Origin of the sequence: Pseudomonas sp. ABFPK, assembly GCF_001586765.1 — a bacterium.
Classification (GTDB): Bacteria; Pseudomonadota; Gammaproteobacteria; order Pseudomonadales; family Pseudomonadaceae; genus Aquipseudomonas; species Aquipseudomonas asiatica.
Genome location: NZ_LQXW01000014.1, coordinates 18,227 through 37,797 on the forward strand (window position 1 = coordinate 18,227; position 19,571 = coordinate 37,797).

Consider the following 19,571-nt stretch of genomic DNA (forward strand, 5'->3'; position numbering starts at 1 on the left):
CCATGCCCTTAAAGTTTCGTTGCGGTACCGAGCATTGCGTAGTGCTCGTACGACTTCATCTGTCTTGCGATCTGCGAGATCTTGCTGGCGTAATTCGGGTCGGTGGCGTACCCGGCCTTTTGCAACTCTTGCACGAACTGTTCTGGTTTATCGGCGGCCTTCACTGCATCTTGATAGCGCGAATTGTTCTGCAGCAGGCTCACCAGGTCGTGGAAGCTGTCCTGGTAGGAATCGTAGGAGCGGAACGCCGCCGTCTCCTTGACGAACTGGCCATCGCGGAACTCGCTGGTGATCGCCCGCGCCTCGCCGCCTTCCCAGTTGCCGGTTGCCTTGATGCCGAACAGGTTGTGGCTGCTGCTGCCATCGGTGTTGCGCATGACCGACTTGCCCCAGCCGGTTTCCAGGGCGGCCTGTGCCACCAGGTAGCGTGGGTCGATACCGATGCGCTTGGCCGCCTGCTCGGCCATCGGCAGCATGGTGGCGACGAACTCGTCGCTGTCGGCAAAGGCCTTTTTCGGTGCCAGCGGCGGCTGAGCCACGGCGCGTCCGAGGATGCGCAGGCCGTTGTCCGGCACGGCAAAGGCCTTGGCCACCTGCTGGCCGTCACGGGCCGGCACGGCTGCGGTATTGGTGCTGGCCGCCGACGGCACGATGCCGGCCATCAGGCGGTCGGTGAGCTTGCTCGGCAGCGCCAGGCGTCGCGAATTGAGCGCGGCGACGTCGTTGCGGGTGGCGGTCGACTGGGCGGCATGCACGGGCTCGGCCACCTTGTTGCCCCACAGCGTCGGGGCATTGCCCTCGATGCGCGGAAACGGGCTGGTGTTGGCCGGCGTGCCCTTGTTCTTCGACAGCTGGCGCACCAGTACGTCCTGCAGCCCGATACCGCCGCCTTCGCGGGACATGCTCACGGCCAGCTGCTGGTCGTACATGTCGCGGTACTGCTTCACCGTTTCGGTGTTCATCGGGTTGTCGTCGGCCAGCACGTCGCTGGCCTTGCGCGAGGCCTTGAGCATTTCGCTGATGAACAGCGACTCGAACTCCTGGGCCACCTTGCGCACGTTGGCGTCGCTGTCGCGATCGCCATGCTTGAGCGAGCTCAGGCGGTTGAGGTCGGTGTAGGCGCCGCTGTCGGCGCTGCCGGAAACCAGGCTTTTGCTGTTCATCCGCGCCGTCCTCAGATCACGATCAGGTCGGCCTGCAAGGCGCCGGCCTGTTTCAGGGCTTCGAGGATGGCCATCAGGTCGCTGGGCGCTGCGCCCACCTGGTTCACCGCACGGACGATTTCATCCAGCGTGGTGCCCGGGCCGAACTTGAACATCGGCTTGGCTTCCTGCTCGGCGTTGACCCGCGAGCGCGGCACCACGGCGGTCTGGCCATTGGAGAACGGCCCCGGCTGGCTGACGATCGGGTCTTCGGTAATGGTCACGGTCAGGCTGCCGTGGGTCACCGCGGCCGGCGACACCTTGACGTTCTGGCCGATGACGATGGTGCCGGTGCGCGAGTTGATGATGACCTTGGCGACCGCCTGGCCCGGGTCGATCTCGAGGTTCTCGAGGATCGACAGGTAGTCCACGCGCTGGCTCGGGTCCATCGGCGCAGTGACCCGTACCGAACCGCCGTCCACGGCCTGGGCCACGCCCGGGCCGAGCAGGTCGTTGACCTTGTCGACGATACGCTTGGCAGTGGTGAAGTCGGGGCGGTTGAGGTTCAGGGTCAGGCTGTTGCCCTGGTTGAAGCCGCTCGGCACTGCACGCTCGACGGTAGCACCGCCAGGGATACGACCGGCTGACGGAACGTTGACGGTGATCTTCGAACCGTCACGGCCCTCGGCATCGAAGCCGCCCACCACCAGGTTACCCTGGGCCACGGCATAGACGTTGCCATCGATACCCTTGAGCGGGGTCATCAGCAGGCTGCCGCCGCGCAGGCTCTTGGAGTTACCGATCGAGGACACGGTAATGTCCACCACCTGGCCTGGCTTGGCGAACGCCGGCAGGTCGGCATGCACCGACACTGCCGCAACGTTTTTCAGCTGCACGTTGCCGGAGCCGGCCGGCACCTTGATGCCGAACTGCGACAGCATGTTGTTGAAGGTCTGCAGGGTGAACGGCGTCTGGGTGGTCTGGTCACCCGTGCCATTGAGCCCCACCACCAGGCCGTAACCGATCAGCTGGTTGGAGCGCACGCCAGAAATGCTGGCGATGTCCTTCAGGCGCTCGGCCTGGGCGCCGAAGGCACAGGACAGGAGCAGGGTTGCGGCAATCAGCTGCCTCACGTTGAACATGGTCATCCGTACTCAGAAAGGCCAAAGCGGGCTGATGAAGAAGCGGTCCAGCCATCCGGGCTGGCTGGCATCGGCGAACGAGCCGGTACCGGAATAGGTGATGCGCGCGTCGGCCACGCGAGTGGACGGCACGGTGTTGTCGGTGGCGATGTCGTCGGCGCGGATCATGCCGGCAATGCGCACCAGCTCTTCGCCGGTGTTCAGGGTCAGCCACTTCTCGCCACGCACGGCGATGATGCCGTTGGGCAGCACTTCGGCTACGGTCACGGTGATGGAACCGGTCAGGGTGTTGCCCTGAGTGGCCTTGCTGTCGCCCTTGGTGGCGCGCTCGCCGCTGTAGCCGGCCTCCAGCGACAGGTCACCACTGCCGAACGGGTTGTTGGTGTTCGGCGTAGTGCCGAACAACGATGTCAGGCCGATGTTGGCGTTGCTGTTTTTCTGGATCTGCGAACCGGCGTTCTTGCTGGCCGATGTGCGCTCGTTGAGGGTGATGGTGATGATGTCACCCACCCGGAACGCCTTGCGGTCGCTGTACAGGTTCTGCTCGAAGCCGGCCTGGTAGATCGAACCGTTGTTGGCCGCTGCCGGCAGCGGGGTGCGCGGCAGTACCGGCGCGTAGTACGGGTCGTTGGGCTTGGGCGTCGGCGCGACGCAACCTGCCAGCAACACCGCCCCCCCCAGGGCAAAAACGGACAACAGACGATTCATGACGCTTACCTCACGGGTGCAACGGAGTGACGGGGTTAGAGCTGCCTGCTTCAGAGCTGTTGAGTAACGAACGACAGCATCTGGTCAGCATTGGAAATGACCTTGGAGTTCATCTCGTAGGCACGCTGGGTGGTGATCATGTTCACCAGCTCTTCCACGGTGCTGACGTTGGAGTTTTCCAGGGTCTGCTGCAGGGTGGTGCCGAAACCGTTCAGGCCCGGGGTGCCGACTTGTGGCGCGCCACTGGCGGCGGTTTCGAGGAACAGGTTGTCGCCAATCGCCTGCAGGCCGGCCGGGTTGATGAAGTCGGCGGTCTGGATGTTGCCGATCACCTGCGCAGCCGGGTTGCCGGCGGTGGTGATCGACACGGTGCCGTCCTGGCCGACGGTGAAGGTCTGCGCGTCGTTCGGCACGACGATGGCAGGTTCCAGGGCGAAACCGTTGGCGGTGACGATCTGGCCGTCGGAGTTCAGGTGGAAGGTACCGTCACGGGTATACGAAACGGTGCCGTCCGGCTGCAATACCTGGAAGAAACCGCGGCCGTTGACCGCCATGTCCAGCGGGTTTTCCGTGGTTTGCAGGCTGCCGGTCTGGAAGTTCTTCTGGGTGCCGACAATGCGCACACCAGTACCGACCTGCAGGCCGGAAGGCAGCTCGCTGTCCTGGGTGGACTGCGCGCCCGGCTGGCGTTTGATCTGGTACAGCAAGTCCTGGAACTCGGCGCGATCACGCTTGAAGCCGGTGGTCGAGACGTTGGCCAGGTTGTTGGATATGACCGTCAGGTTGGTGTCCTGGGCGGACAGGCCGGTTTTAGCGACCCAAAGAGCCGGAAGCATGTAAGTTCTCCTCGTGCGCCTGTTTTACGGCACTCGTTCAAAAGTGATTAGCCGATTTGCAAAACACGCGCCATGGCTTCGTCGCCTTCCTTGGCCGCGTTCATCATCTTCACGTGCAGTTCGAATTGACGGGACAGCGCCAGCACCGAGGTCATTTCTTCCACGGCGTTGACATTGCTGCCTTCCAGGAAGCCCGACACCACCCGCACGTTGACGTCGGCGTCTGCCGGCTGGCCGTCGCGGGTATGGATCAGGCCATCCAGGCCCTTGGTCAGGCCTTTGGTATCGGGGTTGACCAGCTTGATGCGGTCGACTTCGGCCATCACGCGCGGGTCTTCCCCCATGGAGCGGATGCTGATGGTGCCGTCGGCGCCGACTTCGACCTTCTGCTCTGGCGGAATCGCAATCGGGCCGCCGTTGCCGATCACCGGCATGCCGTTGCCGGCACGCAGCACACCGAGGGCATCGATGTTCAGGCTACCGGTGCGTACGTAGGCTTCACTGCCATCGGGTGCCTGCACGGCGATAAAGCCCTTGCCGGTCACCGTCACATCCAGATCGCGGCCGGTTTCAACCATCGGACCTTCGCTGAAGTCGGTGGCCGGGCGCTCGGTCATGGCAAAGGCGCGCGACGGAAAGCTGTCACCGAACACCGGCATCGAGCGGGCCTGCTCCAGATCTCGCTGGAAACCGTTGGTGGAAATGTTCGCCAGGTTGTTGGCGTGCGCCTTCTGGGCCAGCGCATTCTGGCTCGCGCCGGTCATGGCCACGTAAAGCATCTTGTCCACAGTCATTCTCCATTGCACTGGCGGTCGTTTGCCGCTCGCCGTTGCTATGCGAGCTAGAAAGCAAGTTCCGAACCAACTTTGCGAAATCATGAAAAAGCCCGTGGATACGGGCTTTCGAGGGCCAGTCGGTGTGTTGGACGCCGGTTATCCGGCGCTTGGTTGCCGATGGCGGCAAACCTGTACCGGCCTCTTCGCGGGTGAACCCGCTCCCACAAGTACAGCGCGGCACCTGTGGAGCGGTTTTACCCGCGAAAAGGCCAGTACAGGTTTATTCAAGGCTCGCGGCAACCACCATTGCTGTAGGGCCCGGCGAATTTCTTCCAGCCATCCCCCGGCGGCCATTGCGAGCAGACCAGGCGCCCATCCACCTGGCTTTCCCAGCGCCACCAGGGCGCGGTACCGGCCTGGGCCTGGTACAGGCAGAACGCAGCGACCAACGTGACAACCAGCCTTTTCATGACCCCTCCGGCAAAGACGACGAACCCCTTCATGACAAAGGGGTTCGCCCACATGCACTCAGCCAGCAAGCATCAAGCCATCTGGATGACGGTCTGCATGATGGTGCTTTCAGTGGAGATAGTCTTGGCGTTCGCCTGGTAGTTGCTCTGCGCCTTGATCAGCTCTACCAGCTCCTGCGTCAGGTTCACGTTCGAGCCTTCCAGCGCGTTGGACTCGACGCTGCCCAGGGTACCTGTCTTCGGCGCATCGATGCCCGGGATGCCGGAGGTGTAGGTTTCGGTCCAGCGGGTACCACCAATCTGCTGCAGGCCCTGCTCGTTGGCGAAGCTGGCCAGGGCCACCTGGCCGATGGCGCGGGATTGCTGGTTGCTGAAGCTGGCGAACAGCACACCCGTCGAGTCGATGCTCAGGCTCGACAGGATACCGGTCGCGTAGCCGTCCTGGGACTGCGACATCCGCGCGGTCTCGGTGTTGTAGGAGGTAGTGCTGTTCATCGCCAGGCGCATACCATCGGCATTGCCCACCGCGCCATTGGAGATCCAGTTACCCGCAGAATCTTCCACCGCCGGCACCCAGCCGGTCATGGTGAAGGTGCTGTTGGTTACGGTGAACGACGAGCCCGCCGGGTGGCCGGTATTGTCCGCAGTCATGCTCTTGACCGAGCCATCGCTGTTGAAGCTGATGGTGCCAGTCAGCGGCACAGTGGAGGATGGGGAAAACGGGTTGCGCCCATCGACCAGGGTGTACATGGTCCACTCATTGGTGCCAGTCTTGCGATAGAACTGCTCCATGGTGTGCTCGTTACCCTGGCTGTCGTACACCTTGGTCGGGAAAGACTTGGTGTAAGTCGTCTGATCGGAAGGATCGAACGGCAGGTTCGGCACCATCACGCCAGTGCCATCGTCCACTTCCAGCGGGATGTCGGCGGCCGAGGAATTCAGGTTGATGCCCTGGTCGATCAGCGATGTTGCCTTTGGCTGCAGCGCCGATGTATCGATCTGCAGATCGGTCAGCACGCCCTTCTGGATCTTGCCAGTCGAGTCGGCGGCGTAGCCCTGCAGGCGCAGGCCGTCCGAGGTAACCACGAAGTTGTCCTTGCTGGCCTGGAAAGCACCCGCACGGGTGTACACGCGCGAGCCGTTATCGGACAGCACGAAGAAGCCCTGCCCCTGGATCCCCATATCCAGCACGTTGCCGGTGGTGTTGACGTCCCCCTGGGTGAACTGCTGGGAAACCGCTGCCAGGCGCACGCCGTTACCCACCTGGTTCTTGCCAACACCCAGGCGGTTGGAACCTGCATAGACATCGGCGAACTCGGCACGCGACGACTTGAAGCCATTGGTGTTGACGTTGGCGATGTTGTTGCCGGTGACATCCAGTTGCTTGTTTGCTGCGTACAGACCGCTAAGGCCGATATTGAAAGACATGAATTCGCTCCTTTTGCCGCTCTAGCGGGCCTTAGATACCGATGGTTTGCACGTCGGAGAGGGACACTTTGCCAACACCGGCGAGGTTGAGCACCATTTCGCCGGCGGCACTGAAACTGACGCTGGTCACCTTGGCTGGCAACAGCGTGTTCATCTGCACCGACTTGCCATCCACCGTGGTGGTAGCAGTGAAGGTGTAAGTACCAGGGTCGACTTTCTCGCCACTGCTGTTGGTACCGTCCCAGATGAAATCGGCGTAACCGGCTTTCTGCTCGCCCAGCTCGATGGTCTTGACGGTATTGCCGTCCTTGTCCTTGATGGTGATCTTTGCTTCGCCGATGGCTTGCGGCACGACGAACTGCGCATTGAAGCTTTCTGCGGTGTCGACCACGGCCTTGTCGTTCTGCACTACCACCGAACGCCCGACCAGCGAGGACGCCTGCAGGGCCTGGGACGAGGCCATGGCGCTGGTGATGGAGTTGACCGATTCGTTCAGCGAGGTAATGCCTTCCAGGCTGCTGAACTGCGCCAACTGGGCAACGAACTCACCGTTGTCCTGTGGGTCCAGCGGGTTCTGGTGCTGCATCTGGGTGACCAGCAATTGCAGGAACGCGTCCTTGCCGAGCGAGTCGTTGCCGGTCTTGGATGCGGTGTCCGTGGTCTTCTTGGTGCTGGTGCCTACACCCGACGCCGCGAGCACGTCGTTGAGGTTCACACCGTTGGTATCGATTGCCATGCTCTGGTTTCCTTATCACTGACCGAGGGTCAGGACCTTCTGCATCATGGCCTTGGCCGTATTCATCAGCTCGGCGTTGGTCTGGAACGCGCGGCTGGCGGAGATCATGTCAGCCATCTCTTCAACCACGTTGACGTTCGGGTAGTAGACGTAGCCGTCCTTGTTCGCCGCCGGGTGGTTGGGCTCGTAACGGGCCTCCAGATTGCTCTGGTCCTCGACGATGCCTTTTACCTGCACGCCCTGCCCTGCTTCGCCCTGATCTTCGAACAGCGACTGGCTGCCGCCGGCCTGTGCGTCCTGGAAGGTGGTGGCGAACACCGGGTGGCGGGCGCGATAGGTCTGATCGATGCTCGAAGACACGGTCTCGGCGTTGGCGATGTTGGAAGCAACGGTGTTCAGGCGCGTGTTCTGCGCACTCATGCCGCTACCGGCAATGTTGAAGACACTGGAAAGGGACATGATCATTCTCCCCGCAGGGCCGAAACCAGCCCTTTGAATTTACTGTTGAGCAAGGTGAAGCTGGCCTGGAAGCCGACGGCGTTTTCGGTGTAGTTCGATTGCTCGATCTGCGCGTCCACGGTGTTCTGGTCGATCGACGGCTGCGTTGGCGTGCGGTACTTGAGGGTATCGTCGGCCATGGCCAGGCCCTCGGCCTCGATATGGCGGCTGTTGGTACGGTCGAGACTGAAACGGCCGCCACTCTGCTGCCTGTCGCTTTCGGCAGCGAGCACCGAGGCGAAGTCCATGTCGCGCGCCTTGTAGTTGGGCGTGTCGGCGTTGGCGATGTTGTTGGCCAGCACTTCGGCGCGCTGGGCGCGGAAGCCCAGGGCCTTTTCGTGAATACCAAGCGCCTTGTCGAAGCTGATGCTCATGTCGGGGAAACCTTCGGAGGTTGACCGGAATATCGTTGGGCAAGGTATAGCAAGGGCTGTGCCAACCAACAGAAAGCCCGGAAATACGGGCTTGCAGGGCAAGGTGCTGTCAGAGTGATGCCAGAAAAGCGGCAAAGGCCTTCCGCCTTCGGGCGCGAAAGCGGCAATTGCCGGGCGGCAAAAGCGGCAAAACAAAAAATTGACGTCAGCATTTCTCCTGCGCCGGCCTCTTCGCGGGTAAACCCGCTCCCACCGGGTTCTGCACAGCTTTCAAGGTCGGCGCGGTACCTGTGGGAGCGGGTTTACCCGCGAAGAGGCCGGCACAGGCAAACAAAAAGGCCGGCAACTTTCGCTGCCGGCCCTCTTGGTTACTTCGCCTGGTAAATGATCCCCGGGCTGCACTGCACCATCTGGTAATGGTCCGGCAGCCCGTTCAGCGCCTCGGAAGCCCCGAGGAACAGATACCCACCCGGCTTCAAGGTACTGTGGATACGCAACAGAATGTCCTTCTTCACCTGCGCCGAAAAATAGATCAGCACGTTACGGCAGAACACCACATCGAACTTGCCCAGGCTGGCATAGCTGTCGAGCAGGTTGAACGAGCGGAACTCGACGCGGCTGCGAATCGCCGGCTTGACCGCCCAGCGCCCCGGCCCCTTGGTGTCGAAGTAGCGCTGCAGGCGCTCCTGGGACAAGCCACGGGCAATCGCCAGGCTGTCGTACTCGCCGGTCTTGCAGTTGGTCAGCATGGTGCCGGACAAGTCAGTGGCAACGATCTGCGCGCCCATCTTCAACTGGCCGAGGTTGCTACGCTCGAACTCGTCGATGGCCATCGAGATGGAATACGGTTCCTGCCCCGACGAACAGGCCGCCGACCACATGCGCAGGCGCTGGCCGGGGTTGTTGCGGATGAACTCGGGGATGACCTTGTTCTTCAGCACCTCGAACGGGTAGGTATCGCGAAACCACAGGGTCTCGTTGGTGGTCATGGCATCGACCACCTGCTCGCGCAAACCGCCGCGCGGCTGGGCCTGGATGCGCTGCACCAGCTCGCCCAGGCTCTTGATGCCCTGTTGCTCCATCAGCTTGTTGAGACGGCTGGAGACCAGGTACTGCTTATTCTCGCCCAGCAGGATGCCACAGGCTTTCTCCAGGAAGACCCGGAACTGTTCGAAATCCAAATTACCCGTAGACACTACTGCCGCCTCTTTTAAATCACTGGTGCCGGGGGGCCTGCCCCCGGCTGCTTCAATGCGTTGCCTTGATCCGGTCGACCACCCGCTGGGCCAGGTCGTCCGGCTTGAACTTGGCCAGGAAGTCATCGGCACCGACCTTCTTGACCATCGCCTGGTTGAACACCCCGGAAAGCGAAGTATGCAGGCAGATGTGCAATTTTTGCATGCGCGGATCGCTGCGGATCTCCGCCGTTAGCGTATAGCCGTCCATTTCCGGCATTTCAATGTCCGAGATCATCATCAGGAACTCTTCTTCCGGCTTCTTGCCCTCATCCACCAGCTGGCGCAGGTAGTTCAGGGCCTGACGGCCGTCATTGAGCGCCACCACCTCGACCCCCACCGTCTGCAGGCAGCGGCTGACCTGCTTGCGCGCCACCGACGAATCGTCGACGGTGAGCACCCGCAGCAGCACGGCCTTGTCCTGCACCTCGGCATCGATCACCCCGGCCGACACCGACTCGGACGACGACGCCACTTCGGCCAGCACCTTCTCCACATCGATGATCTCGACCATGCGGTTGTCCACCCGGGTGACCGCGGTCAGGTAGTGGTCGCGGCCGGTGCCCTTGGGTGGCGGATGGATCTCTTCCCAGTTCATGTTGACGATGCGCTCCACCGAATGCACCAGGAAGCCTTGGGTCTTGGTGTTGTACTCGGTGATGATCACGAAACTGTTGCGCGTGTCTTCCTGCAGCGGCCGCAACCCGGTGGCCATCGACAGGTCGAGGATCGGGATGGTCGCCCCGCGAATATTGGCAACACCGCGCACCACCGGGTGCGCCTTGGGCAGCAGGGTCAGCGCAGGGCATTGCAGCACTTCCCTGACCTTGAATACGTTGATGCCGTAAAGCTGCTCGCCATTGAGGCGGAACAGCAGCAATTCCAGGCGATTCTGCCCCACCAGCTGCGTGCGCTGGTTGACCGAATCCATAACACCTGCCATGCCAGACTCCTTTATGTTTCAGCCTTTCGTTGCAACTCAGTTAGCGAGTCGGCACGGGCTTTGCTTTTTTGAGCGCCATGTACACGAAAACGACATTTTTCCGACGATTGACGCGCCTGCTGACTGGCTCGCTGGCCATGCTGTGCCTTCTGGTGCCCGGCGTTCGCACGGTAGCGGACGCGTTTACCTTGCCTGAACAGCTTATCGGTGTCACTCAAGGGTTTCTTGAATTCAGCGTCGAAGATTATCTGGCCACCACCCAGACCGCCGGCCGTTACGAGATCCAGGTCAACCCGCTGGACCCGCGCCTGCGCATGCCGCTGTGCAGCCAGCAGCTGGACGCCTCGCTGGAAAGCCCGGCTCAGCCGCTGGGCCGCGTCACGGTGAAGGTACGCTGCGAAGGCTCAGCGCCCTGGACCGTGTTCGTGCCGGCCACCGTGCGGCTGTTCCGCGACGTGGTGGTGGTGACCCGGCCGCTCAAGCGCGACAACGTGGTGGGCGAAGGCGATGTGGCCCTGCGCGAGCGGGATGTCGGCACCCTGGGCCAAGGCTTCCTGACCGAACTGGAACAGGCGGTAGGCATGAAGATGCTGCGCCCCACGGTGATCGACCAGGTACTCACCCCGCAACACCTGGAACAGGCCGAGGTGGTGCGCAAGGGTGACCACGTGGTGATCATCGCCCGCAGTGGCAGCCTGAGTGTACGCATGCCCGGGGAAGCCCTGAGCAAGGGTGGCCTGAGCGAACAGATCCGGGTGCGCAACCTCAATTCCAAACGGGTGATCAAGGCCAGGGTGACCGGCCCTGGGCAGGTCGAGGTAAGTATGTAGCCAGCCCACTGATTTGCGCTGGCGGTGAGGAACCGCTTTTCCTAAACTGTGTCAGAAAACGGGTTCGCGAGCTTGCTGACAGGCGGCTATGCATTTGTGCCTAAAGTTTCTTTCGGGTTGGCCGAAAACAAGGCAAGCGTCCAAATACCCAGAGGTTTCTGATCATGGTCATCGACTTCAGTCGTTTGAATAACTCTCCGTCCGTCACGGGCGGCGTGCGCGGCAACACCGCGAACGGCAGCGCCGAAAAACCGGCAGCCAGCCAGGAAGCGGCAACCGCCACCAGCGCCAGCGGAGAAGCGGTACACCTCAGCCAAGAGGCCCAGCAGTTGCAGAAGATCAGCGACAAGCTGCGCGACGAGCCGGTGGTCAACAGTGCCCGTGTGGCCCAGTTGAAACAGGCGATCGCCGACGGCAGCTACCAGGTCGATGCCGGCCGGGTCGCCAGCAAACTGCTCGATTTCGAAGCCCAGCGCTGACCGTTCGGCGCGCTGACTTCACGGACGCTAGAAAAGCCAAGAGTTAGCCATGCACGACACCACCTTGCTGCAACTGATCGAAGATGACATTGCCCCGATGCAGGAACTGCTGGACCTTCTGCAAAAGGAAGCGGTCGCCCTGCATGGCCGCGACATGGCGCCACTGGAGAATATCCTGGCCCGCAAGCAGTCTTTGATCGTGCTGCTGGAGCAGCAAGGTCTGCGGCGCAACAACCTGCTTTCCAGCCTTGGCCTGAGCCCTGATCGCGCCGGAGTGGAGGCCGTGGCGGCACAATCGCCGAACGGTGAACTGCTGCTGCAGCAACTCGATGTGATCAGCCAGTTGATGCAAGCCTGCCAGCAGCTCAACGAGACCAATGGCCGGATCATCCAGGTGCAGCAACACGTCACCAACAACCAGATCCGGATCCTCATGGGCGGCGATTCTCCGTCGCTCTACGACAGCCGCGGCAGCACCTCGCCGCTGGCCAAGCCACGGGCGCTCAGCCAAGTGTGATTTTTTCTATCAAGGCACGGAACATACTGGCAAAATGCCGTTAATTGCGTGTGTCGCTTTTGCCTGGAGAACGATAAGCCGTGTTCAATGAATCCGATGCCCCGCAGCCGCCAAAGGTGCTGAACACCCCTTTGGAGATTGCGGCCAACTTGCGGCAGCTGCAGGAAAGCCACGACCCCCTGATCATCACCTTCCACGACCGCAGCCAGCGCTTCCAGAGCTACGTGGTGCACGTGGACCGTGAAAGCAATACCCTGGCGCTGGACGAAATGATCCCGCGCGACGGTGAGAAGTTCATCGAGAACGGCGAACACTTCCGCGTCGAAGGCTTCCACGATGGTGTGCGCATCGCCTGGGACTGCAACCACGAGTTGAAGATCAGCGAAGTCGACGGTCACCGCTGCTACCGCGGCGCCATGCCCCTGGAAATGACCTACCACCAGCGCCGCAATGCCTTCCGCGCCGCGCTGAAACTGTCGCAGCTGGTCGATATCATCCTCGATGGCACCCACCTCAAGGGCAACGGCGCCCTGCGTGGCAAGCTGCTGGACATCTCCGCCACCGGCTGCAAACTGCGCTTCGAAGGCAATGTCGAGGATCGCCTGCAACTGGGCCAGGTGTACGAGCGTTTCAAGGCGGGGAACCCGCTGGGCCTGGTCGACACCATGGTCGAGCTGCGCCACCTGCATTACGAAGAGCGGATCAACACCACCTTTGCCGGCGTGCGCTTCCATAACCTTACCGGGCAGGCGCAGCGCAAGGTCGAGAGCTTTGTCTACCAGCTGCAGCGTGAGGCACGGCGCTTCGACAAAGACGATTATTGAGTGCAGGCCCACTGTGCGGGTGTAGCGCACAGCACCTGGGCGTGGTGCGCTTCCAGGTTACCTATGGCTCCGCGGCTGCTTAGTGTACTTGTACCCAAGCGACCGCCGAGGAGCCCACAATGATCCAAGCCAATTTCACCGCCGAACTCCACTGCCAGCATGGCCAGGTGGGAGTGGTCGACACCCCGCTGTACGTTCACCCCCTATTCTCCCTCGATCAGGATGGCTGGCTATGCACAGAGCACCAGCGCGGGGACAGCCCGAGCTTCAAGCCCATCACTTTCGCGTTCCGTTTCCTGAAGCACCAGGGCGAGCGAACGCACTATGCGATCAACGGCGCCGAGACCTGGGAATATTTTGGTTCGAGCCTGGAGCGCAACCGCAATGGCTGGGTAGGCTTTTATGCGACGCATATCGTTGGCCGGATCATCGGCAACGCCAATCTCGCAGAGGCTTTCTATGAGGCCATAGAGGGCAAAGGGCAATGGAAGATCGAAACGCTCAGCCCCTGGGACGGCCGCCTGGAAACAGCCGAAGAAGTGCCCTTCTACCTGCGTGACCTGAACGGTTACCGGGTGGCGCTGGCCAGGTCCACCTATACCCGGGACAAGGTCAAGCGCCATTACTGGTTCCTCAATGCCAGTACCAAAGAGGGCGAGATACTGGTCTTCAACCTGAAGAACATAAAGCCAGCCTGACTCGCCAGGGGCACCGGACATGACCGGCACCCTTCGAGGGGCAGGCCAACAGGCCGTCAGACCGCAGAGTTGATCTCGGCCTGGGGCTTGCCCTGCTCCTCATTCTGGCGGGGCTCGTCTTCGGTATCCTCCGCCGCCACCGGTGCCTGCATCACCTCCTGTACCGTCTGCTCATCCACCCGTGGGTCCAGCGCCGCCGACAGTGGCGAACCGGCAGCCGGCATCGCAACGTGGCCCAAAGGCGCATCCTGCACCTGGTGCAGCCCGGTGACCGCCTTCGGCCGAATGCGCCACACCAGCACCAGGGCAAAGAACACGAAGAAGGCATACAGCATCTGCGGGCCCAGCACCTTCATCAGCACGCCTGCCGCCAGCGGCCCGATACACGCGCCCACACCGTAGGTCACCAGCAGCATCGCGGTCAGCGACACCCGCCGCTCGCTTTCCACATGGTCGTTGGAAAACGCCACCGCCAGCGGGTACAGGCAGAACTGCAGCAACGAAATCACGAAGCCTATGGCGAACAGCAACTCCAGCGGAACGCTGGGCAGCATCGCCAGTGGCGCCGAGGCCAGCGCAAGCCCCACGGCCACGCTGCGGATCAGCACCGCCCGATCGTAGCGGTCAGACAACCAGCCCAGCGGCCACTGCACCAGCAGGCCGGCAAAAATGCAGCTACCCATGAACAGACCGACCTGCTCGGTAGTCATGCCCTGACTGGAGGCATACAAAGGCGCCAGACCATAGAACGAGCCGACGATAAGCCCCGAACCCAGCACCGTGCTGAGCGACTGCGGCACCCGCTTGATGAAGAACTTCGGCTCCATCGGTGCCGGGCGCAACGGTGCGGGGTGAATGCGCCGGGTCATGGCCACCGGCACCAGGCACAGGGTGAAACACATGGCCACCAGCATCAGCAGCTCCAGGCCAAGCTGTGGGTGCACCACCAGGATCAGCTGGCCGAGCACCAGGCCCAGGTAAGAGGCGATCATGTAGCCGCTGAACACCGCGCCGCGGTGCTTCACATCGGCCTGCTCGTTCAGCCAGCTCTCGATGACCATGTACTGGCACATCATCCCCAGGCCTACGATCATCCGCAGCCCGACCCAGGCCGGCAACCAGCTGGTCAAACCATGGCCGAGCACCGCCGCACCGACGATGCCAGCGCAAGTGGCATAGGCGCGAATGTGCCCTACCCGGCCAATCAACCGGTGGCCGACCTTGCCGCCTACCGCCAGGCCAAAGTAGTTGGCCGCCATCAAGGCACCCACCCACAGGCTGTCGACATGATCGGCTGCCAGGCGCAGGGCCAGGTAGGTACTGAGCAGGCCCGAGCCGATCAACATCATCAGCGCGGCGAAATACAACGACTGAAACGGCTTCCATATATTTCGCATAGGTCCCTTGCGGCTCCCGGGTCAGGTGGCGATGGGTTGCAGCCAAGCATAAAAGCAAAATTGCTGCGGCGCAGTCCCCTGCCTGACAATTCGTGAATCAAGGGCGCGTCCAGTGTCGGTCATGTCGTGTTCATGCACGTGCACCGGACTGCACTCAAGCGTTTCGCTCTCACGGTTTTTGAATGCAAGCGCAATACCGGGAGAAATACTCAACTTCTATTTGAGTAATATCCGGCTGGCCTGATAACCGGCTTCCCCCGTCAAAGCCGCCCTCATTCCCTCAAGGTCATGCCATTGGCCGGCAGCGGTAAGGCCGTCTTGTAACGCACCTGCTTCAAGGCAAAACTGGAACGGATATTGGCCACCCCCGGCAACCGCGTCAGGTAATCCAGAAACCGTTCCAGCGCCTGGATGCTGGGCAGCAGTACCCGCAACAGGTAGTCCGGATCGCCCGTCATCAGGTAGCACTCCATCACTTCGGGCCGCTCGGCAATTTCTTCCTCGAAACGGTGCAACGACTGCTCGACCTGTTTTTCCAGGCTCACATGGATGAACACGTTCACGTCCAGCCCCAACGCCTCGGGCGACAGCAAGGTCACCTGCTGGCGGATCACCCCCAGCTCCTCCATGGCCCGAACCCGGTTGAAGCAGGGCGTGGGAGACAGGTTCACCGAGCGGGCCAGTTCGGCGTTGGTGATGCGGGCATTTTCCTGCAGGCTGTTGAGAATGCCGATATCGGTACGATCGAGTTTGCGCATGAGACAAAATCACCGGTTTTTTGTGTTTATGCGGAATGTTTATCTGCCCTGCTCGGCAAAGGCAACCAACTTGAGAGAAAAATTCTCCTGCCGGACCACTAAGATGTAGGGGACGCTGACCTACCAGTCACAAGCCGGTACTCAGCGGCGGCCGCTTCAGAGCTCACAAAAACAAATACCCGAGCGAGCGTAAAAAGCATGAACGAGTACGCCCCCCTGCGTTTGCATGTGCCCGAGCCTACCGGCCGGCCAGGCTGCCAGACCGATTTCTCCTACCTGCGCCTGAACGATGCAGGTCAAGCCCGTAAACCCCCAGTCGATGTCGACGCTGCCGACACCGCCGACCTGTCCTACAGCCTTATCCGCGTGCTCGACGAGCAAGGCGATGCACAAGGCCCGTGGGCCGAAGACATCGACCCGCAGGTTCTCCGCCAGGGCATGCGCGCCATGCTCAAGACGCGGATTTTCGACAGCCGCATGGTGGTCGCCCAGCGCCAGAAGAAGATGTCTTTCTACATGCAGAGCCTGGGTGAAGAAGCCATCGGCAGCGGCCAGGCCCTGGCGCTGAACCGCACCGACATGTGCTTCCCCACCTACCGCCAGCAAAGCATCCTGATGGCCCGCGACGTGTCGCTGGTCGAGATGATCTGCCAGTTGCTGTCCAACGAGCGCGACCCGCTCAAGGGCCGCCAACTGCCGATCATGTATTCGGTGCGCGAGGCCGGTTTCTTCACCATCAGCGGCAACCTGGCGACCCAGTTCGTGCAGGCGGTCGGCTGGGCCATGGCCTCGGCGATCAAGGGCGATACCAAAATCGCCTCGGCGTGGATCGGCGACGGCGCAACCGCCGAGTCGGACTTCCACACCGCCCTCACCTTTGCCCACGTGTACCGCGCCCCGGTGATCCTCAACGTGGTCAACAACCAGTGGGCGATCTCCACCTTCCAGGCCATCGCCGGTGGCGAGTCGACCACCTTCGCCGGCCGTGGCGTGGGTTGCGGCATTGCCTCGCTGCGGGTCGATGGCAACGACTTCGTCGCCGTGTACGCAGCCTCGCGCTGGGCCGCCGAACGCGCCCGCCGTGGCCTGGGCCCGAGCCTGATCGAGTGGGTCACCTACCGTGCAGGCCCGCACTCGACCTCGGACGACCCGTCCAAGTACCGCCCGGCCGATGACTGGAGCCACTTCCCGCTTGGCGACCCGATCGCCCGCCTGAAGCAGCACCTGATCAAGATCGGCCACTGGTCCGAGGAAGAACACCAGGCCACCACTGCCGAGCTGGAAGCCGCGGTGATCGCCGCGCAGAAGGAAGCCGAGCAGTACGGCACGCTGGCCAACGGTCACATCCCGAGTGCTGCCTCGATGTTCGAGGACGTGTACAAGGAAATGCCCGACCACCTGCGCCGTCAACGCCAGGAACTGGGGGTTTGAGATGAACGACCACAACAACAGCATCAACCCGGAAACCGCCATGGCCACCACTACCATGACCATGATCCAGGCCCTGCGCTCGGCCATGGATGTCATGCTCGAGCGCGACGACAATGTGGTGATCTACGGCCAGGACGTCGGTTACTTCGGCGGCGTGTTCCGCTGCACCGAAGGCCTGCAGAACAAGTACGGCAAGTCCCGTGTGTTCGACGCGCCGATCTCCGAGAGCGGCATCGTCGGCACCGCCGTGGGCATGGGTGCCTATGGCCTGCGCCCGGTGGTGGAAATCCAGTTCGCCGACTACTTCTACCCGGCCTCCGACCAGATCGTTTCCGAGATGGCGCGCCTGCGTTACCGCTCGGCCGGCGAGTTCATCGCCCCGTTGACCCTGCGCATGCCCTGCGGTGGCGGGATCTATGGCGGCCAGACCCACAGCCAGAGCCCGGAAGCGATGTTCACCCAGGTGTGCGGCCTGCGCACTGTCATGCCGTCCAACCCGTATGATGCCAAGGGCCTGCTGATCGCCTCGATCGAATGCGATGACCCGGTGATCTTCCTGGAACCCAAGCGCCTGTACAACGGCCCGTTCGACGGCCACCACGACCGCCCTGTCACCCCATGGTCGAAGCACCCGCAAAGCGCCGTACCCGATGGCTACTACAGCGTGCCGCTGGACAAGGCGGCCATTACCCGCCCCGGCAATGACGTGACCGTGCTGACCTACGGCACCACGGTGTACGTGGCCCAAGTGGCCGCCGAAGAAACCGGCGTCGACGCCGAGGTGATCGACCTACGCAGCCTTTGGCCGCTGGACCTGGAGACCATCGTCGAGTCGGTTAAAAAGACCGGCCGCTGCGTGGTGGTACACGAAGCTACCCGCACCTGCGGCTTCGGCGCCGAACTGGTTTCGCTGGTACAGGAACATTGCTTCCACCACCTGGAGGCGCCGATCGAGCGCGTCACCGGCTGGGACACCCCCTACCCCCACGCACAGGAATGGGCTTACTTCCCAGGGCCTTCGCGGGTAGGTGCGGCATTGAAAAAGGTCATGGAGGTCTGAATGGGCACGCACGTCATCAAGATGCCGGACATTGGCGAAGGCATCGCGCAGGTCGAGTTGGTCGAGTGGTTCGTCAAGGTCGGCGACATGATCGCCGAAGACCAGGTGGTGGCCGACGTCATGACCGACAAGGCCACCGTGGAAATCCCTTCGCCGGTCAGCGGCAAGGTGCTGGCCCTGGGTGGGCAGCCCGGTGAAGTGATGGCGGTCGGCAGCGAGCTGATCCGCATCGAAGTGGAAGGCAGCGGCAACCATGTGGATGTGCCCACCAAGGATGTGCCCAAGCGCGAACAGGTCGAGGCCCCCGCTGCCCCGGTAGCCGCCAAGCCCGAGCCGCAGAAGGAAGCAAGACCGGCCGCGTGCCAGGCGCCCGTCAACCACGAGGCAGCCCCGATCGTGCCTCGCCAGCCAGGCGACAAGCCGCTGGCCTCGCCGGCGGTGCGCAAGCGCGCCCTGGATGCCGGTATCGAACTGCGTTACGTGCATGGCAGCGGCCCGGCCGGGCGTATCCTGCACGAAGATCTCGACGCCTTCATGAGCAAGCCGCACAGCGCTGGCGGGCAAGCGCCGAGCGGCTATGCCAAGCGCACCGACAGCGAGCAGGTACCGGTGATCGGCCTGCGCCGCAAGATCGCCCAGCGCATGCAGGACGCCAAGCGCCGGGTCGCGCACTTCAGTTATGTGGAAGAAATCGACGTCACCGCCCTGGAAGCTCTGCGCCAGCAACTCAACAGCAAGCACGGCGACAGCCGCGGCAAGCTGACCCTGCTGCCGTTCCTGGTTCGCGCTCTGGTCGTGGCACTGCGCGATTTCCCGCAGATCAACGCCACCTATGATGACGAAGCCCAGGTCATCACCCGCCATGGCGCGGTGCATGTGGGCATCGCCACCCAGGGTGACAACGGCCTGATGGTGCCGGTGCTGCGCCATGCCGAAGCTGGCAGCCTGTGGAGCAATGCCGGCGAGATCTCGCGCCTGGCCAACGCTGCTCGCAACAACAAGGCCAGCCGCGATGAGCTGTCCGGTTCGACCATCACCCTGACCAGCCTGGGCGCACTGGGCGGCATCGTCAGCACGCCGGTGGTCAACACCCCGGAAGTGGCGATCGTCGGCGTCAACCGCATGGTCGAGCGGCCTGTGGTGATCGACGGCCAGATCGTCGTGCGCAAGATGATGAACCTGTCCAGCTCGTTCGACCACCGCGTGGTCGATGGCATGGACGCCGCGCTGTTCATCCAGGCCGTGCGCGGCCTGCTCGAACAACCCGCCTGCCTGTTCGTGGAGTGAGC

Annotated in this window: 22 protein-coding genes; 8 read left to right on the plus strand and 14 right to left on the minus strand. The window is 62.4% G+C overall.

The window, feature by feature from the left end; genetic code table 11:
• Positions 1 to 8: 8 nt before the first annotated feature.
• The 12 genes from flgJ to WM94_RS11610 all read right to left on the minus strand — a co-directional run bounded on the left by flgJ (position 9) and on the right by WM94_RS11610 (position 10,288).
• Positions 9 to 1,163, minus strand: a complete 1,155-nt coding sequence (gene flgJ / locus WM94_RS11555; RefSeq protein WP_039612680.1) for a flagellar assembly peptidoglycan hydrolase FlgJ — start codon at positions 1,161 to 1,163, stop codon at positions 9 to 11.
• 11 nt (positions 1,164 to 1,174) lie between these two features.
• On the minus strand, positions 1,175 to 2,284 hold the full coding sequence (locus WM94_RS11560; RefSeq protein ID WP_015271237.1) for a flagellar basal body P-ring protein FlgI: 1,110 nt from the start codon (positions 2,282 to 2,284) through the stop codon (positions 1,175 to 1,177).
• Between the two features lie 12 nt (positions 2,285 to 2,296).
• The gene (flgH, locus tag WM94_RS11565; RefSeq protein ID WP_015271238.1) at positions 2,297 to 2,992 is read right to left on the minus strand and encodes a flagellar basal body L-ring protein FlgH; all 696 of its coding nucleotides are present in this window, start codon (positions 2,990 to 2,992) and stop codon (positions 2,297 to 2,299) included.
• A 50-nt stretch (positions 2,993 to 3,042) separates the two neighbouring features.
• Positions 3,043 to 3,828 carry a flagellar basal-body rod protein FlgG gene (flgG, locus tag WM94_RS11570; RefSeq protein ID WP_061551260.1) on the minus strand — a complete coding sequence of 262 codons (786 nt, stop codon included), beginning with the start codon at positions 3,826 to 3,828 and terminating at the stop codon, positions 3,043 to 3,045.
• A gap of 47 nt (positions 3,829 to 3,875) precedes the next feature.
• Positions 3,876 to 4,616 (minus strand): flagellar basal body rod protein FlgF, encoded by a 741-nt coding sequence (locus WM94_RS11575; RefSeq protein WP_015271240.1) that lies wholly within the window; start codon positions 4,614 to 4,616, stop codon positions 3,876 to 3,878.
• Positions 4,617 to 4,888: 272 nt separating this feature from the next.
• Positions 4,889 to 5,074 carry a hypothetical protein gene (locus WM94_RS11580; RefSeq protein ID WP_039612679.1) on the minus strand — a complete coding sequence of 62 codons (186 nt, stop codon included), beginning with the start codon at positions 5,072 to 5,074 and terminating at the stop codon, positions 4,889 to 4,891.
• Between the two features lie 72 nt (positions 5,075 to 5,146).
• Positions 5,147 to 6,502 carry a flagellar hook protein FlgE gene (gene flgE / locus WM94_RS11585; protein ID WP_061551261.1) on the minus strand — a complete coding sequence of 452 codons (1,356 nt, stop codon included), beginning with the start codon at positions 6,500 to 6,502 and terminating at the stop codon, positions 5,147 to 5,149.
• 31 nt (positions 6,503 to 6,533) lie between these two features.
• Entirely contained in the window at positions 6,534 to 7,238 is a 705-nt protein-coding gene (gene flgD / locus WM94_RS11590) for a flagellar hook assembly protein FlgD (RefSeq protein ID WP_003257261.1), read from the minus strand.
• Positions 7,239 to 7,253: 15 nt separating this feature from the next.
• Positions 7,254 to 7,697, minus strand: coding sequence for a flagellar basal body rod protein FlgC (gene flgC / locus WM94_RS11595; RefSeq protein ID WP_003257260.1), 444 nt, complete (start codon positions 7,695 to 7,697; stop codon positions 7,254 to 7,256).
• Between the two features lie 2 nt (positions 7,698 to 7,699).
• On the minus strand, positions 7,700 to 8,110 hold the full coding sequence (gene flgB, locus WM94_RS11600) for a flagellar basal body rod protein FlgB (RefSeq protein WP_061551262.1): 411 nt from the start codon (positions 8,108 to 8,110) through the stop codon (positions 7,700 to 7,702).
• Between the two features lie 368 nt (positions 8,111 to 8,478).
• Positions 8,479 to 9,306: a protein-glutamate O-methyltransferase CheR gene (gene cheR / locus WM94_RS11605; protein WP_015271244.1), complete on the minus strand. Its 828-nt coding sequence runs from the start codon at positions 9,304 to 9,306 to the stop codon at positions 8,479 to 8,481.
• Positions 9,307 to 9,358: 52 nt separating this feature from the next.
• Positions 9,359 to 10,288, minus strand: coding sequence for a chemotaxis protein CheV (locus WM94_RS11610; RefSeq protein ID WP_061551263.1), 930 nt, complete (start codon positions 10,286 to 10,288; stop codon positions 9,359 to 9,361).
• Between the two features lie 77 nt (positions 10,289 to 10,365).
• Here WM94_RS11610 and flgA point away from each other — a divergent pair, with 77 nt between their 5' ends.
• From flgA to WM94_RS11635, 5 genes are all read left to right on the plus strand, one after another.
• The gene (gene flgA, locus WM94_RS11615; RefSeq protein ID WP_015271246.1) at positions 10,366 to 11,118 is read left to right on the plus strand and encodes a flagellar basal body P-ring formation chaperone FlgA; all 753 of its coding nucleotides are present in this window, start codon (positions 10,366 to 10,368) and stop codon (positions 11,116 to 11,118) included.
• 164 nt (positions 11,119 to 11,282) lie between these two features.
• Positions 11,283 to 11,597 carry a flagellar biosynthesis anti-sigma factor FlgM gene (flgM, locus tag WM94_RS11620; protein ID WP_025340104.1) on the plus strand — a complete coding sequence of 105 codons (315 nt, stop codon included), beginning with the start codon at positions 11,283 to 11,285 and terminating at the stop codon, positions 11,595 to 11,597.
• Between the two features lie 49 nt (positions 11,598 to 11,646).
• Complete coding sequence (locus WM94_RS11625) at positions 11,647 to 12,114, plus strand: flagella synthesis protein FlgN (protein WP_061551264.1); 468 nt, start codon at positions 11,647 to 11,649, stop codon at positions 12,112 to 12,114.
• 80 nt (positions 12,115 to 12,194) lie between these two features.
• Positions 12,195 to 12,938 (plus strand): flagellar brake protein, encoded by a 744-nt coding sequence (locus WM94_RS11630; protein ID WP_003257255.1) that lies wholly within the window; start codon positions 12,195 to 12,197, stop codon positions 12,936 to 12,938.
• 119 nt (positions 12,939 to 13,057) lie between these two features.
• Positions 13,058 to 13,636, plus strand: coding sequence for a hypothetical protein (locus WM94_RS11635; RefSeq protein WP_015271250.1), 579 nt, complete (start codon positions 13,058 to 13,060; stop codon positions 13,634 to 13,636).
• A 56-nt stretch (positions 13,637 to 13,692) separates the two neighbouring features.
• On the opposite strand, the gene WM94_RS11640 is transcribed toward WM94_RS11635, so the two are convergent.
• Together WM94_RS11640 and bkdR are read right to left on the minus strand one after the other, a co-directional pair.
• Positions 13,693 to 15,033 carry an MFS transporter gene (locus tag WM94_RS11640; RefSeq protein WP_061551265.1) on the minus strand — a complete coding sequence of 447 codons (1,341 nt, stop codon included), beginning with the start codon at positions 15,031 to 15,033 and terminating at the stop codon, positions 13,693 to 13,695.
• A gap of 272 nt (positions 15,034 to 15,305) precedes the next feature.
• Positions 15,306 to 15,791 carry a Bkd operon transcriptional regulator BkdR gene (gene bkdR, locus WM94_RS11645; protein WP_012273540.1) on the minus strand — a complete coding sequence of 162 codons (486 nt, stop codon included), beginning with the start codon at positions 15,789 to 15,791 and terminating at the stop codon, positions 15,306 to 15,308.
• A 198-nt stretch (positions 15,792 to 15,989) separates the two neighbouring features.
• On the opposite strand from bkdR, the gene WM94_RS11650 reads away from it, so the two are divergent.
• From WM94_RS11650 to WM94_RS11660, 3 genes are read left to right on the plus strand one after another with little or no spacing between them, the layout of a single operon-like run.
• Positions 15,990 to 17,222 carry a 3-methyl-2-oxobutanoate dehydrogenase (2-methylpropanoyl-transferring) subunit alpha gene (locus WM94_RS11650; RefSeq protein ID WP_013973636.1) on the plus strand — a complete coding sequence of 411 codons (1,233 nt, stop codon included), beginning with the start codon at positions 15,990 to 15,992 and terminating at the stop codon, positions 17,220 to 17,222.
• Position 17,223: 1 nt separating this feature from the next.
• The gene (locus WM94_RS11655; protein ID WP_015271253.1) at positions 17,224 to 18,282 is read left to right on the plus strand and encodes an alpha-ketoacid dehydrogenase subunit beta; all 1,059 of its coding nucleotides are present in this window, start codon (positions 17,224 to 17,226) and stop codon (positions 18,280 to 18,282) included.
• Positions 18,283 to 19,569 (plus strand): dihydrolipoamide acetyltransferase family protein, encoded by a 1,287-nt coding sequence (locus WM94_RS11660; protein WP_061551266.1) that lies wholly within the window; start codon positions 18,283 to 18,285, stop codon positions 19,567 to 19,569. It abuts the gene before it with no gap.
• Positions 19,570 to 19,571: the final 2 nt, after the last annotated feature.